This is a genomic window from Streptomyces sp. NPDC055966, assembly GCF_042269865.1.
Taxonomy (GTDB): Bacteria; Actinomycetota; Actinomycetes; order Streptomycetales; family Streptomycetaceae; genus Streptomyces.
Window position 1 is genome coordinate 38,050 of record NZ_JBHJYK010000039.1, and the last position, 13,600, is coordinate 51,649.

At 68.6% G+C, this 13,600-nt stretch carries 13 protein-coding genes and 2 pseudogenes; 7 read left to right on the top strand and 8 right to left on the bottom strand.

All coding sequences use genetic code 11. The features are described from left to right. Positions 1–33: 33 nt before the first annotated feature. A pseudogene (locus tag ACFC8N_RS45765) lies at positions 34–354 on the top strand (transposase); the annotation flags it as partial. Here ACFC8N_RS45765 and ACFC8N_RS45770 read toward each other — a convergent pair. Further along, positions 318–467, bottom strand: coding sequence for a hypothetical protein (locus ACFC8N_RS45770; protein ID WP_356039012.1), 150 nt, complete (start codon positions 465–467; stop codon positions 318–320). The pseudogene ACFC8N_RS45765 and the gene ACFC8N_RS45770 sit on opposite strands and share 37 nt — an antisense overlap. A gap of 887 nt (positions 468–1,354) precedes the next feature. On the opposite strand from ACFC8N_RS45770, the gene ACFC8N_RS45775 reads away from it, so the two are divergent. Continuing rightward, positions 1,355–2,224 (top strand): LLM class F420-dependent oxidoreductase, encoded by an 870-nt coding sequence (locus ACFC8N_RS45775; protein WP_362817569.1) that lies wholly within the window; start codon positions 1,355–1,357, stop codon positions 2,222–2,224. 532 nt (positions 2,225–2,756) lie between these two features. Here the strand turns inward: ACFC8N_RS45775 and ACFC8N_RS45780 are convergent. From ACFC8N_RS45780 to ACFC8N_RS45795, 4 genes and pseudogenes are all read right to left on the bottom strand, one after another. Next, positions 2,757–3,155 (bottom strand): hypothetical protein, encoded by a 399-nt coding sequence (locus tag ACFC8N_RS45780; RefSeq protein WP_376295587.1) that lies wholly within the window; start codon positions 3,153–3,155, stop codon positions 2,757–2,759. A 484-nt stretch (positions 3,156–3,639) separates the two neighbouring features. Beyond that, entirely contained in the window at positions 3,640–5,136 is a 1,497-nt protein-coding gene (locus tag ACFC8N_RS45785) for a dihydrolipoyl dehydrogenase family protein (protein WP_376295589.1), read from the bottom strand. A gap of 47 nt (positions 5,137–5,183) precedes the next feature. Further along, positions 5,184–6,956: an MOSC domain-containing protein gene (locus tag ACFC8N_RS45790; RefSeq protein ID WP_376295590.1), complete on the bottom strand. Its 1,773-nt coding sequence runs from the start codon at positions 6,954–6,956 to the stop codon at positions 5,184–5,186. A gap of 22 nt (positions 6,957–6,978) precedes the next feature. After that, positions 6,979–7,850 (bottom strand): annotated as a pseudogene (locus ACFC8N_RS45795) (alpha/beta fold hydrolase). A 269-nt stretch (positions 7,851–8,119) separates the two neighbouring features. On the opposite strand from ACFC8N_RS45795, the gene ACFC8N_RS45800 reads away from it, so the two are divergent. From ACFC8N_RS45800 to ACFC8N_RS45810, 3 genes are all read left to right on the top strand, one after another. After that, positions 8,120–9,070, top strand: a complete 951-nt coding sequence (locus tag ACFC8N_RS45800; RefSeq protein ID WP_376295603.1) for an alpha/beta hydrolase — start codon at positions 8,120–8,122, stop codon at positions 9,068–9,070. Positions 9,071–9,121: 51 nt separating this feature from the next. Further along, the gene (locus tag ACFC8N_RS45805) at positions 9,122–9,520 is read left to right on the top strand and encodes a nuclear transport factor 2 family protein (protein ID WP_376295592.1); all 399 of its coding nucleotides are present in this window, start codon (positions 9,122–9,124) and stop codon (positions 9,518–9,520) included. A gap of 146 nt (positions 9,521–9,666) precedes the next feature. Continuing rightward, entirely contained in the window at positions 9,667–9,789 is a 123-nt protein-coding gene (locus tag ACFC8N_RS45810; protein WP_376295593.1) for a hypothetical protein, read from the top strand. Here the strand turns inward: ACFC8N_RS45810 and ACFC8N_RS45815 are convergent. Then, positions 9,775–9,915: a hypothetical protein gene (locus ACFC8N_RS45815; RefSeq protein ID WP_376295595.1), complete on the bottom strand. Its 141-nt coding sequence runs from the start codon at positions 9,913–9,915 to the stop codon at positions 9,775–9,777. The genes ACFC8N_RS45810 and ACFC8N_RS45815 overlap by 15 nt on opposite strands. Positions 9,916–10,046: 131 nt before the next feature. After that, positions 10,047–10,238: a hypothetical protein gene (locus tag ACFC8N_RS45820; RefSeq protein ID WP_376295596.1), complete on the bottom strand. Its 192-nt coding sequence runs from the start codon at positions 10,236–10,238 to the stop codon at positions 10,047–10,049. On the opposite strand from ACFC8N_RS45820, the gene ACFC8N_RS45825 reads away from it, so the two are divergent. Together ACFC8N_RS45825 and ACFC8N_RS45830 are read left to right on the top strand one after the other, a co-directional pair. Beyond that, positions 10,231–10,992, top strand: a complete 762-nt coding sequence (locus tag ACFC8N_RS45825; RefSeq protein WP_376295598.1) for an IS630 family transposase — start codon at positions 10,231–10,233, stop codon at positions 10,990–10,992. The two genes, ACFC8N_RS45820 and ACFC8N_RS45825, sit on opposite strands and share 8 nt — an antisense overlap. A gap of 98 nt (positions 10,993–11,090) precedes the next feature. Continuing rightward, positions 11,091–11,789 (top strand): SDR family oxidoreductase, encoded by a 699-nt coding sequence (locus ACFC8N_RS45830; RefSeq protein ID WP_356038624.1) that lies wholly within the window; start codon positions 11,091–11,093, stop codon positions 11,787–11,789. Positions 11,790–12,457: 668 nt separating this feature from the next. Here the strand turns inward: ACFC8N_RS45830 and ACFC8N_RS45835 are convergent. Further along, entirely contained in the window at positions 12,458–13,189 is a 732-nt protein-coding gene (locus ACFC8N_RS45835; RefSeq protein ID WP_376295600.1) for an alpha/beta fold hydrolase, read from the bottom strand. Positions 13,190–13,600: the final 411 nt, after the last annotated feature.

Genomic DNA, 13,600 nt, shown 5'->3' on the forward strand with positions numbered 1-13,600 from the left:
TTCGGGAACACCGCCGCCCGGACACGCCTCTGTCGAGACACCCGCGAAGCCACGACGGACCTCCGCCGCCCCTGGGAGAAACCGGCCAAGCCCGCACGGCTCACCCCGGCCCGCGTTCGCCGGGAGTTTCGGAACCTCCGCCCGCACCTGCACTGTCCGGCCCGTGCACCAAAACCCTCAACACCTGGAGCTCTCGGGGCGCCTGGCCCGGCAAGGTGCCACGCTGTCCGTCCGTGCGTCGGTCACTTGACGTTCTCAACGATCTCCAGCGGCACGCGCTCGAAGAAGGTGACCGATTCCTCACGCCACCGTGGCCGTCAGCCGACGGCCACCATGGAGGCCTGCTCCGCGTAGTGCAGCACGTCTGATTTCATCCTGACTGGCACACCGCAGCGTTCACCGATTTCCCGGATGGCGCTGATGGTTTCCGGCGTACAGGACGGGTCGCCGAGCGCGGCCTCGACCACGGCAAGGTCCGTGCCATCGGCGGCTCTGTCCCGTGATCGTGTCGACGCCCGGCCGGGTCTGCGCCTCGACCATGCAGTTGCGCCTCCCGTGGCGGATGTCGAGGCCAGTCGGCTTGCCCGTGGCGGCTGTCAACCGTTCCCGCCTTACATCGACGAAGGCACATGCAAGCGGCGTCAGTATGAGAACTGCCAGAAGGTGCTCGCGCTCGCTGACGAACTGGCGACGGGCACCATCGACACGGGGATGGCCGCTCCGGACGCGGCGCTCGGCCTGGCGGCGCTGCTCGGGCAGCGGCCAAGAAGGACCCGCGCTTCAAGGCCCGCCAGGGCTGAAGCGCGAAACACATGGGCGGCCCGGCACCGGCTACACGGTGCCAGGCCGCTCCGCGTCCGGTGGGCGCGACATCGGTCGGGCCGGTCCCGCCGGTCGGCGCCCGGCGGCAGTGGCTCCCCCGCGCCGCGTCGGCGGACGGACTGACCTCCGGTCCGGGGGCCGATCGGGCGGGCAGGTGTTCCGGCCGTGGGGAGCCGCCTGGGCCCCCGACATCCATACGCCCGGCCGGCGGACGGTGTCGTCAGACGATCGGCGGCGGCGTGCACGGGGCAGCGCAGGGGCGGCGCTGTCGTAAGAGACGAGGCGGTCCAGGGCGGGCAGGGTGAGCCACCGGTTGGCGGGCCGGGTGGGCGCACTGGCGGGTGGGGTTCGGCGGCTGTGGTGCCGTAGCAGTGGCGGCGGGCGGCCTGGAAGTCGGTGGTGACGCGGAGGTCGGCAGCCCAGCTGGGTAGTGGCTCGCTCGTCGGCCGCGTGCCCCGCCCTCCGCGCGCGGCGCGCCACGTCGATCGCATCCGCGCTCTCGTGCCTAGGGTGAGGGGTCGGGAGGTGGACAATGCGGGTAGGGCTGCACGCGCTCGGTATCGGCGACGGTGCCCGTCCAGAGGTGATCCGGGCCGTGGCGACGGCTGCGGAGACGCACCGCTTCGCGAGGCTGTGGTGTGGTGAGCACGTGGTGCTCGTGGACGCGCCCGCCTCCCGTTATCCCTACTCCGCAGACGGCCGGATCGCCGTACCCCCGGACGCAGACTGGCTGGACCCCCTGCTCACCCTGAGCTTCGCGGCGGCGGTCACCAGCCGGATCGAGCTCGCCACCGGCGTACTCCTGCTGCCCGAGCACAACCCGGTCGTGGTCGCCAAACAGGCCGCCACACTCGACGTACTCTCCGCCGGGCGGTTCAGCCTCGGTGTCGGGGCCGGCTGGTCGGCCGAGGAGTTCACCGCCCTCGGCATCCCCTTCGCCGGACGCGGGCGGCGCACCGACGAGTACCTCGCCGCGATGCGTACTCTCTGGGCCGAGGACCCGGCCTCCTTCGCCGGAGAGTTCACCCGATTCGACGCGATCCGGGTCAACCCCAAGCCGCTGCGCGGCGGCCGGCTCCCGGTGGTGATCGGCGGCAACAGCGATAGTGCACTGCGCCGCGCGGTCACGCTCGCCGACGGCTGGTACGGCTTCAACCTTCCAATGGCCGACATCCCGGCACGCATCGCCGTGCTCGCCGACGAGTGCGCCCTCCACGGTCGCACTCTTGACGAGCTCACGGTCGCCGTCGCACCGAGCGACAGCACCCCGGAGCATCTCCCGGAGCTCGCCGCGGCAGGCGTCACCGAACTCGTCGTCGTCGGCGCACCCCCGCCAACTCCCGACGAGGCGGCCACTTGGGTCACGGAACTCGCTCGGACGTGGATCCGCCCGGGCGAGTGACACAGGCCTGCCGGGCACCAGCCGCACCCCCAGTCCCTGCGGACCCTATGAACAGCGACCGACAGCCCCAGCACGGACTGCAGCACGCAAACGGTGGCCAGCTGGGCGGGCGACAAACCCGGACGGCCGTCGCGCGGGTACCAGCCGGCGAAGTCCTCGTCGTCCCACAGCCCGTCCAGCCGGTCCCGACCCACATCGCCGTCGTACCGTCCGGGTTGCTCGCCCGCGCGATCTACGCGGGCAGAGACGGGACTTGCTCACCGGAACGGGAACGGAGGGACAACGCACACCCCAACAGCTACATCGGCCTGCGGAACAGCCTTGATCACGCCCGTCGGTCATGTCGCTGCACCGGGAAACTCCAGGATCCCCGACAGAGTCAAGCTCAGTTCGGGAGGCGGTTGGCCGCCGCGGCCTGGTCCGAATGTTCACGAGTTTCCGACAGCACCGGGCTGGCTGGGGGCGTTCCCCCTAATCCAAGGACTCAGCGACGGTAAGAGCCCGCAGCCAGGCAGGGGCGCGTCGTGCTGGACTACGTGTGGGCCTGCCACCACCGGTCTGCCTCAGCACGTGCCACTTCGGCGTCGTACTGGCCGGCGTCAAAGTGAAACTCCGGCAGCGGCGAGGCGGGGGCGTGCGGAACCTCCCAGTCCGACCACTGCACGATGTCCCCGAACCGTTGCACGACGACGGACAGGAAACCGCAGCAACCGCCGGTGCACTCCGGTTCCCCCAGCTCCAGACGGCGTGCCTCGCTGGTCGCCCGCAGGAGGCTGGGCCGGCCAGCAGGCAGCACGTCAGCCGCGAACGGCCCACGGCCGCCCGCGTGGACCGCCCCTTCGATCACGTCCTCGCCGTTGACCCAGAACCGCAACTGGGCAGCGAACCGGGGTCTCGGCGGCAACACCCGGATCTCCAAACGATCGAACATGAGATCACCCTATGGGGCGCGGTGAAGTCAGCGCGTGGCCCGGCCGACACCTACCTCTACCCGGCCGAGGAAGCGACGACGAGGTGCCTCCCGTTCTCGGGTTCTGCGCAAGTTGTGAAGTGGACCAGAGTCAGGTGTCACCTGCAAAGCCAGTGCGCAGCGCTTCCCTCCTCGCTCGCCGCGTACGAGCACATCGACCGCGCCACCCTCCAGCGGCGCCTGCTGCTGGCCCTGTTCGCGCTGGGCACCGACATGGGCATCCGTGCCATCGTGGCGACCGGTGAGCACGGCGGGACCGAGGCTGCCTCCGGCATGTGTGCCGGCACTTCATCACCGTCGACAACCGCCGCGCGGCCGTCACCCGTTCCCTCGCCGGTCGGCGGGCACGGGGGCGGGCCGCCAGGACGTCGACGTCGCCCGCCGCGAGCCGGGGGCCTCGTATCCGCCGAGGATCTTCTGAGGTTCTGTCGACCGGGAAGCAGTCCTATGGGCTGTGGCGCCGGTCCGAGCCAGCGGTGTGGCGCTGCCCGCGCAGCGTCTCCAGGAGGCGGAGCCAGATCTCACTCGCGGTGGGGTAGCTCGGCACGACGTGCCAGAGGGTGGGCACGGGGATGCGCCCCACGATGGCTGTGGTCGCCGAATGCACGAGCTCGGCGATGCCCGCGCCGACGAACGTGGCCCCCACCACCACGTCGTCACCGCGGTCGACTACGAGCTTGGCCCGTCCGCGGTAGTCCGAGCGCATGACGTACGTGCCGGCCAGCGCGGCGAGGTCGTACTCCACGGTCTCCACGTCCAGGCCCGCCTCGCGCGCCTGCTGCTCGGTGGCACCGGCGCTGCCGACCTCCGGCGTGGTGAAGACGACCTGCGGTGCCCCGACGTGTCCGGCCGCGGCGGACGGCAGGTCGGCGCGGCCGGCGGCGCGGGCCGCGATGGCGTCCCCGGCGATCCGCGCCTGGTACTTGCCCATGTGTGTGAGGAGCACGCGACCGCACACATCCCCGATGGCATAGAGCCAGCTGCCGTCCGCCGCCCGTACGCACTGCTGGTCGTCGACGTCGAGGAAGCCGCCCGGAGGCAGCCCGACGGTTTCCAGGCCGATGTCGTCGGTGTTCGGGGTGCGCCCGGCGGCGACGACGACCTCGTCCGCCACGATGACCGTCCCGTCGTCCAGCGCCACGCTCAGCTCACCGCCGTGCACCCGCCCCTCGCCCGTGTCACGGGTGTCCGACCGCTTCACCTGGGACAGGCTCTGCCCGGGGCACAGACGGACCCCCGAGCCCCGCAGTTCCTCGGCCACGAGCGCCCCGGCGAACGGCTCGTTGCGGGCCAGCAGCCGCTCGCCGCGATGGACGACCGTGACCTCGGCCCCCAGGCCGTGCAGCCAAGTGGCCGCCTCGCAGGCCACCACACCACCACCGAGTATGACCACCCGGCGCGGCACCTCACTCATCGTGGTCACATCGCGAGAGGTCCACGGAAGCGCGGCGCGCAGGCCCGGCACATCCGGGACGGCCGGGCAGGAACCGGTGTCGAGGACCACAGCGTGCCGGGCGGTCAGCGTCCTGGTCGAACCGTCGGGCCGGCTCACCACGACCACGCGCTCACCGGCCAGTCGTCCATAGCCGCGCACCACGTCGATCCCGGTGTCCAGAGCCCATGTCACCTGGGAGGTGTCGTCCAGTCCGTTGATCACGCGGTCTCGTCGGGCGAACACCCCGGCCGGATCCAGCCGTGCGGAGACGCCGGGCAGATGGGCAGCGGCGTCGACCACCTCGACCGGCCGGAGCAGGGCCTTGCTGGGCATGCACGCCCAGTACGAGCACTCGCCGCCGACCAGGCGGTCCTCCACGAGCACCGAGGACAGGCCGGAGAACTGGCTCGCGTACTGTGCGGCGTTCTCGCCCGCCGCGGCACCGCCGAGGACGATCACGTCCCACTCCGACCGATCCGGATCCACCGCTGCTGTCCTGGGAACCATCCGTTCGTCCTTCCGCCGAGAAGGCCCGCCCGCCGGGCGGGCAGGTGTCAGAGATCCAGGACGACGTCCTGCGCGGGTCTGCTGCAGCAGATGAGGATGTTGCCCTCGCCCGGCGGCTCGACCGGGTCCGGGAAGTAGTCCACGGACCCGGACATCATGGCGAGCTCACAGGTGTGGCAGACGCCCGTGCGGCACGACCACTGGACCGGGACGTCGCATGCTTCCGCGAGTTCCAGCAGGGAGTTCTGGTCGTCGTTCCACGGGACGGTCAGTCCGCTGCGGGCGAAGGAGACGGAGGGACCGGTGCCCGGGGCGCCTTCGGGCCGGTGCGGCGCCCTCGCCGCGGACGTGCCCTTGATCCCCGGAGTGAGGGAGGGGCCGCCGCTGAAGTTCTCGGTGTGCACGCGGGACGGCCGCAAGCCGGCCTTGACCAGCGCGTCGGTCATGCCGTCCATGAAGGCCGCCGGCCCGCAGATGTAGGCGTCGGCATCGGTGGGCAGTCCCAGACCGAGGATCCGCTCGCCGGAGATGTGGCCTGCTTCCGAGTAGTCCTTGCCGCGCTCGTCGGCGGGGTCGGGCCTGCTGTAGTAGACGACGGACCGTGCGTCGGCCAGGAGTCCCACCAGGTCACGCACCTCCTGGGCGAAGGAATGCTCACGGCCGTTGCGGGCGGCATGCAGCCACCACACCTGTCTGCGGGAGGAGGTGTCCGCCAGTGAGTGCAGCATGGCCAGCACGGGAGTCGCCCCGATGCCGGCAGACACCAGCACGACCGGCGTGTCACCACTGGGCAGGCAGAAGGTGCCGCGCGGTGCGGCGAACTCCAGGCTGTCGCCGGCCCGGACGTGCGTACGCACATAGGTGCTCGCCAGGCCGTGTGGTTCCACCTTCACACTGATCCGGTACGTACCCGTGCCGGGTCTGCCCGACAGCGAGTAGCTGCGGATCAGGGAAGTCCCGTCTTCGGCCGTGCGCATCTTCACGGTCAGGAACTGTCCCGGCAGCGCTGCGGGCAGGGCGGAGCCATCAGCCGCGGCCAGACTCAGGGAGATCACGTTGTCACTCTCGGGGTGGACGTCCGTGACCGTCAGAGGACGGAAGCCGCGCCACGCCGGGGGCGGGACGCCGGCCGCGGCGGTGAGGCCGGCGCTGCCGGACGACGTTGTCGCGCCCTTGTCGACCTGTTCGAGCAGGTCGCGCATCGAGCCCTGCCAGCCCGGACTGAGAGCCGGTATGCGCAGGGCACGGCGCACCTGGTCGGGGGTGTGCCCGGAGAGGTAGAGGACGGAGTCGATCTCTTCGACGGTCATGGCTTCCGGGCCGGTGGAGACCTTGACGATCTGCTGCCCGGCCTCTACCTCGCCCTCTTCGATGACACGCAGGTAGAAGCCGGGCCGATGGTGGGCCACCAGCAGCGCCGCCATGCGCGGTTCCTTCAGGCGCATGCCGACCCGGTAGCAGGTCACCCGCGGTTGCGAGACCTCCAGAAGGGCTTGGCCGACCCGGTACCGGTCGCCGATGCACACCTCGTCGTCGGGGAGCCCGTCGACCGTGAAGTTCTCCCCGAAGATGCCCGGCGTCAGGTCGTCCCGGCCCAGTTCCTGGGACCAGTAGCGGTACGAGTCGAGTTGGTAGACCAGCACGGCTCGCATTTCCCCGCCGTGTCCGCCGAGGTCACCCTGACCGTCACCGTCGATGTTCAGCCGCCGCACCATCCGCGGCCCGGACACGGGCTGCTTGTGCACCCCGGTGTACACGGTCCTGCCGTGCCAGGAGACGTCCTTCGGCATCCCCACGTTGACTGAGATCAAGGTGGCCACCGCTCGCCCTCCTCGTCGACCCTCAGCCGGTCACACGGCCGAGGAATCCGTGGATGTAACCGCTTATGGCGTCCAGGTGCGTTTCCAGGGCGAAATGACCGGCTGGGAGCAGATGGACTTCGGCATCGGGCAGATCGCGCGAGAAGGCGTGAGCACCGTCCGGCCCGAAGATCTCGTCGCGCTCACCCCAGACGGCCGGCAGTGGCACCTGGCTGGCGCGGAAGTACTCGTGGAGCTGCGATTCACCCTCGATGTTCGTCGGGTAGTCCCAGAAGAGCGCCAGCTGCACCTGGTCGTTGCCCGGCCTGTCCAGCAGGTCTGGTCGTGCAGCCAGTTGTCCGGGCTGACCGGGCTCGGGGCCTCGGCCCCGTTCTCGTACTGCCAGCGCGTGGTCTCGGCGCTGAACTTCGCCCGCGCGCCGGGTTCGGTGTCGGGACCGGGACCGGGTGATGTCGCGTACGAGAACAGATCGTCCCAGAAGCGTTTGGCGAAGCTCTCCATGTAGGCGTTGCCGCTCTGGGAGATGATGGCGGTCACCTCGAACGCGGGATTCAGGGCAAGGCACCAGCCGATGGGCGCGCCGTAGTCATGTACATAGACCGAGAAACGGCTGATCCCCAGTTTCTCCGACAATCCCGCAGTGATGGCGGCCAGATGAACAAATGTGTAGGTGGACTCACCGGCCTGGGGCATGGACGACGGCCCGTATCCGACATGATCGGTGGCGATCACGTGACAGCGGTCGGCGAGGCCGGGAATGAGGTGTTGAAACATGTGTGTCCTGCTGGGGAATCCATGCAGAAGCAGAACTGTCGGGGCTTCCTCGGTGCCCGCCTCACGATAGAACACCTGCTGTGCGTCGACGGTCGCGGTCCGGTGATGCGTAGGGAGCACGATGGCCTCCGGTGGTCACCCTGAGCGACGATGTACTACTTGTTGGTACATCTGGATGCAACGCCGGGGAGAAATGCTGAATCCTGAATTCAACTTCTCTGTCCCGTCGGCCGAATTGTTAAATTTCACACTAGACCTGGCCGCCGACGGGAGCCACCTCCGCGCTGGCGGTCTTCCTGGACGGGGCGCAGCCTGGAATGCGTGGGACGCATGGCCGCCGATGTCGGTATTCGCGGCCCATTGTGATCCGCACGGAGGAAGTGATCGACATGAGCGCTCCTGTCCTGGAGCCGGCCGCTCAAGCGGTGGCGGACGCATCGTCGCAGCCGCCGTTCCTCTATCAACTGGGCCCGGAAGGTGCCCGCAAAGTACTGGACGACATCCAGGCAGCACCCGTCGAATTGCTGGACATCGAGGAAAAGTGGATCACTGTTCCGGCGGAGGTGGGTGACGTCGGGGTCCGTGTCGTGAAACCCCGGAACGCGGCGGCTCCACTGCCTGTCACCCTCTATGTACACGGCGGAGGGTGGATTCTGGGCAACGCGGGAACCCACGACAGGCTGGTGCGGGAACTGGCCGTAGGCGCGCGGACGGCGGTTGCCTTCGTCGAGTACGACCGCTCTCCCGAGGCCCACTACCCGGTGGCGATCGAGCAGGCCTATGCGACCGCGCGGTGGCTGACCACGAACGGCGCGGCCGAGGGCCTGGACGTGTCCCGTCTGGCGGTCGCCGGGGATTCCGTCGGGGGCAACATGGCCGCCGCGTTGGCGATCCTGGCCAAGCGGCGTGGTGATGTGCGTTTCGTGCACCAGTCGCTGTACTACCCGGTCACGGACGCAGCTCAGGACACCGCGAGCTACCGGGAGTTCGCCGACGGTCCGTTCCTGACCGCCAAGGCCATGGCCTGGTTCTGGGACGCCTACACGACCGCCCCGGGGCAGCGTGCCGAAACGACCGCGTCCCCCCTGCGGGCCGCCGAGGAGGAGTTGTCCGGACTGCCGCCGGCTCTGGTCATCGTGGACGAGAACGACGTCCTGCGTGACGAGGGCGAAGCCTATGCGCGTCGCCTGAGCCAGGCCGGTGTGCCCACGACGAGCGTCCGCTACAACGGCATCATCCACGATTTCATGATGCTCAATCCCGTCCGGCCCACGCAGGCTTCGACGGCAGCGATCGAGCAGGCCGTCCACACCCTCCGCACGGCGCTCGGCACCAATTGAGCTGCCGCCCTGGGAAGTTCGACGCACCTCGCTCACGGAAGGTTCTCGATCATGACAACACGCGAGGTGGTGGAGCGGTTCTTCGGGCTGCTGGGCGCCGGGGACCCGGACGCCGTGGTACCGGTCTTCGCGGACGACATCGACTGGTACGTCCCCGGTTCGCCGTCCCTGCCCTGCACCGGGCATCGTTCCAAGGGTGCGGAGGTGGCCGATTACCTCAGGACCCTCGGCAACAACATCATCCCGGAGAGGAACGTGGACCAGGTGGACGCGCTGCTGATCGACGGCGAACACGCGGTCATGCTGCGGCGGTTCACGCGCGTGGCCAAGAGCGCCGGCCGGACCTATGACATGCCAGTCGCCATGCACTTCCGCGTCGAGAGCGACCGGATTGTCCAGCTCCATCTCTATGAGGACACGCTCAAGGTGTTCCAGGCATACACCGACTGACGTTCTTCGGCCGTAGCGGCGGGCCCGGCCCCGCTCCCTCACCAGAGCCGGGCACCCACCATTCGACCGGCACGGCCGGGACAGCCCTCGCCGCCTTCATCAACCTCCGCGTCCTCAACCCCGAAAAGGAGCACTGGCGGCGCGGCGTGGAAGCCGCCGTCTTCTACACCCGCGAGCACGGCGACCTGAAGGTCCCGTTCACGTTCCGCGTCCCCAATGAGCAGGAGTGGGAAGCCAAGAGCGAGGGCGAGGAGCTACAGGAGGTGTGACCGGCCTCGCTCGTCGGCTTCCCACTCGGGCAGTGGATCGCCGACGCTCGCCGGCTCCACGCCCGCGACCGCCTTGAGGCTGGGCGCATCGAGCAGCTGGAGAAGCCGCAGCTCAGCGCTGCTCACGGACTGGATCCGGCGGCATCAACGGTTTGGTCGCGGTCTCCGGGTGTGAGTGGTTGAGGTACTGGAAAGCCAGATCCGCCATGCGTACCGCGAGGGCCGGGAAGACCAGCTCGCCAGTCTGGGTCTTGTCCTCAACGCCGTAGTGGGTCAGTGGCAGTTGGAGCCGGGCGTGCAGGGCCGCACTTGGCGTAGTCGGCCTCCCACAGCTTGAAGTCCACCTCGAACCCGTTGTCGGCGATGATGTGCGCGGTCCGCTCGACGGAGCCGTCGAACGAGACGTGGGCCGCGGACGAGTCGGGGCCTTCGGAGCGGACCTTGGACACACCGGCTGCTGCGGCCCGGGATCTGGGCATCGAGGTCAGCCGCTCCCAGGTGCGCCGGATCCTGCTGGCCGAGGGCGTGCGCTGGCGACGCACGCTCGTGGACGCGCTCGAGAGATATGGACTTCGAGGGAAAAGGACGCGGATCGCCGAGCTCTACACCAGCCCGCCCGACGGCGCGACGGTCGTGTGCGCCGACGAGCTCGGCCCGGTGATCCCCCGCACCTTCCCGCCGGCACCGGGCTGGTCACCGGACGGACACCGCATCAAGAACGAGATCGACTACTCCCGCGGACCGGAGAAAACCTGGGTCTACGGCGCCTTACGCATCCGCGACGGCCAGGAACTCACGATGACCGCCACCTCCCGCAACAGCGTGTTGTACCAGCAGTTCCTTCAGCTGGTAGAAGACGCCAACCCCGCCGGGGACATCTATGTGATCACCGACAATCTGTCCTCGCACAACAGCGTGTCCACCCGGACCTGGCTCGACGAGGACCATCCCCGCATCAGGCACGTGTTCATCCCGGTCGGTGCCTGCTGGCTCAACCTCCAAGAGGGCTGGTGGCGCACCTTCCGCAAGACCGCCCTGGCCGGCCGCTCCTTCGGCGACCGCGACCACATCACCCACGCCACCGAAGTGGCCACAGCCCAGCTCAACGCCCGTGCCCGAACCTGGATCTGGGGCAGACCTGCACCACCCACCAGGCGCTTGCGCCGCCGCTATCTGTACACCCTTCGAGGAACGCAGCACTAGTCACCGCCAGACCGTTGACCAGGATAAATACCGAGGTTCGGCTGGAGTACTAACCTTGAAGAAGAGAGCCTCCGCGTTCGCTGACGGAAGTGATGATCATGGACATCAACGGTTCGGTAGCCCTTGTCACCGGAGCCAACCGTGGCATCGGAATGGCATTCACGGAGGCTCTCCTCGCGCACGGCGCAGCAAAGGTCTACGCCGGCGTCCGGGACCCGAACGCAGCCCTGGCCTCCGGCCTCACGCCGCTGCGACTGGACGTTACCGACGAGGAGCAGGTCGCCGCAGCCGCACGTGCCGCCGATGATGTCAGCATTGTCATCAACAACGCCGGGGTCACCGGTGGCCCGTCGCTCCTGGAGGGCTCATTGGACGGTGCCAGGCGCGAGATGGAGGTCAACTACTTCGGCACCTGGGCTGTCTCGCGTGCGTTCGCGCCCGTGCTGGCCGCCAATGGCGGGGGAGCACTGGTGAACATGCTCTCCGTGGCGTCGTGGGTGGCCAATCGGCAGTTTCCGAGCTACGCGGCCTCCAAGTCCGCTCAATGGTCACTGACGAACGCCTTCCGGTTGGCGCTGCGGGAGCAGGGCACGCTCGTGGTCGGCGTGTATGCCGGCTATGTCGACACCGACTTGGCCGCGGACGTCGACTCCCCGAAAATCCTCGCGGACGACGTGGCCGAGGCCACCATGACGGGGCTGCTCAGTGATGAACCCGAAGTGCTGGTTGACGAGGTCACCCGCCGGGTACGCGCCGCGCTCTCGGGGGGACTTGACGAGCTGTACGCCAATCGGTAAGTGCCCGGGCCACTGTGGTCTCGGCCGTCGCGCGAGCCAGGGGGTGCGTTCAACCATAGATACAGCTTGGTAGAGCTCGCGGTCGGCATGGCATGGCCACGGGCCCTCCATCCATCGGCCGCACCGGGTTCGCGCTGGGCCCGCAAAGGTGGAGCCCCGTTCTTCATCGCACAGCCATTGCCTGAAACCGGCAGCGGGCATGGGTGAGCCGCCTGGCCGCCAAACAGAAGGCCGTGCCAAGGCCGAGCAGGTCGTCGGCAAGGCCGTCCAGGCCGCCGGGCGGGCCACTGCCAGACACTGATCGCCCAGAGCCACACAGTGGAAGCCCCGGACGACGCCTGCGCAGCCAACGAGCCGGTTGGCCCTGAGCGGCACTGAGGAAGTGTGTGGGGGCGGACCCTGGCATCGGGAACGCCCCCATGGCTGTGCCTCTACTGGCTCGCGGGCGCGAGACAGGGCACCGGCAGAGATCGGCCGCACGGCCCAGCCTCTGGGCAGCCCACAGGGGCGGGCGTCTGGGCCCTTCCCGCGCTACTCGCGGACGGCTGCCCGGTCACGGCGGGGCGCGCCGGAGCGCCCGTAGGACGCGAGTATGACCGAGCCCGCCTCGCTCACCGGCCGACCGGCTCATGACCGTTCTCCGGCGCCATAACTGGCGGCCGTGCCGGTCAGTCGAAGGCGCGTTCGCTGTCCAGGAACCGGGACACGTGGTTCACGAACAGCTCGGGGTACTGGAACAGCGCGCCGTGCCCGGAGTCGGGGTAGATGATCAGCTGCGCGTTCGGAATGTGCTGCTGCAGGATGTAGGAGTTGATCGTCGGCACCATGATGTCGTGGCTGCCGTTGACGACCAGGGTGGGCTGCTGGATGGTCTTCAGCTCGCTCCACCGCTCACCAACCTGCTCGCGCCACTTGGCCATGGCCCCGACCTGGGCTTTGGCAACCTGCATCGAGCTCCGCGGGACGACGTCGACGGTGCGCTGGTGGCGCCGCGCCAAGAAGTCCCTGCCGGCCTGCTGGCTGGTCTCAGACGGCTCGAAGAACAGGAACAGGAAACCATCGTCGGTGATCTCCGGATCGTGCCCGCCCACCTCATAGATCTTTGGGTCCTGGCCCTCGAATTCACCTGCCCGCGGTCCCGTGCCGACCAGCACGAGCCGGCGCACGAGCTGGGGGTGGCGCAGCGTCAGGGTCTGGGCGATGTAGCCGCCGATGGAGAAACCGAGAACGTCGGCCCGCGAAATGCCCAGCGCCCGGATGACTGCCGCACTGTCATCACCGAAAGCCTCGAACGTCTCCGGCACCTCGCCACTGGACCCGGCTACTCCCGCGTAGTCGAACAGGATCACTTCGCGGTTCGCGGCCAGCCCGTCGGTGACGGCCGGATCCCAGTGGTCCATCCCGCCCCGGAAGTGCACCATTGATATCTATTCCGATTACAGGGCCTGTTTCCTTGTCTGGTTATGATGCGAAATCAAGATTTCCCTGGCCTCACACCGACCACGGCCGTAAACCGATCGGTTTTCATTCAATACCAAAGGAAATCCGATCGATTTCACATGGGCGCGAGAGGTGAATCACAGTGACGTGGCTCGCGACAGCGCGAAGCGCGCAGCCTTTCGGTGGTGAGCCCGGCCTGTTCAACGATGACCGCCTCGCCTGGGCGCTGGATTGCGATCGCCTCGCACGAGCGGGGATGGAAGGGCACCGCCGCTTCCCTCTCTGTCAGCCTTGGGTGAGACGTCCCGCTTCGTCGGGTTAGCCTGAGAGGGCACGACAGGAGAACCACCCCCTCATGACCAGAACCACCC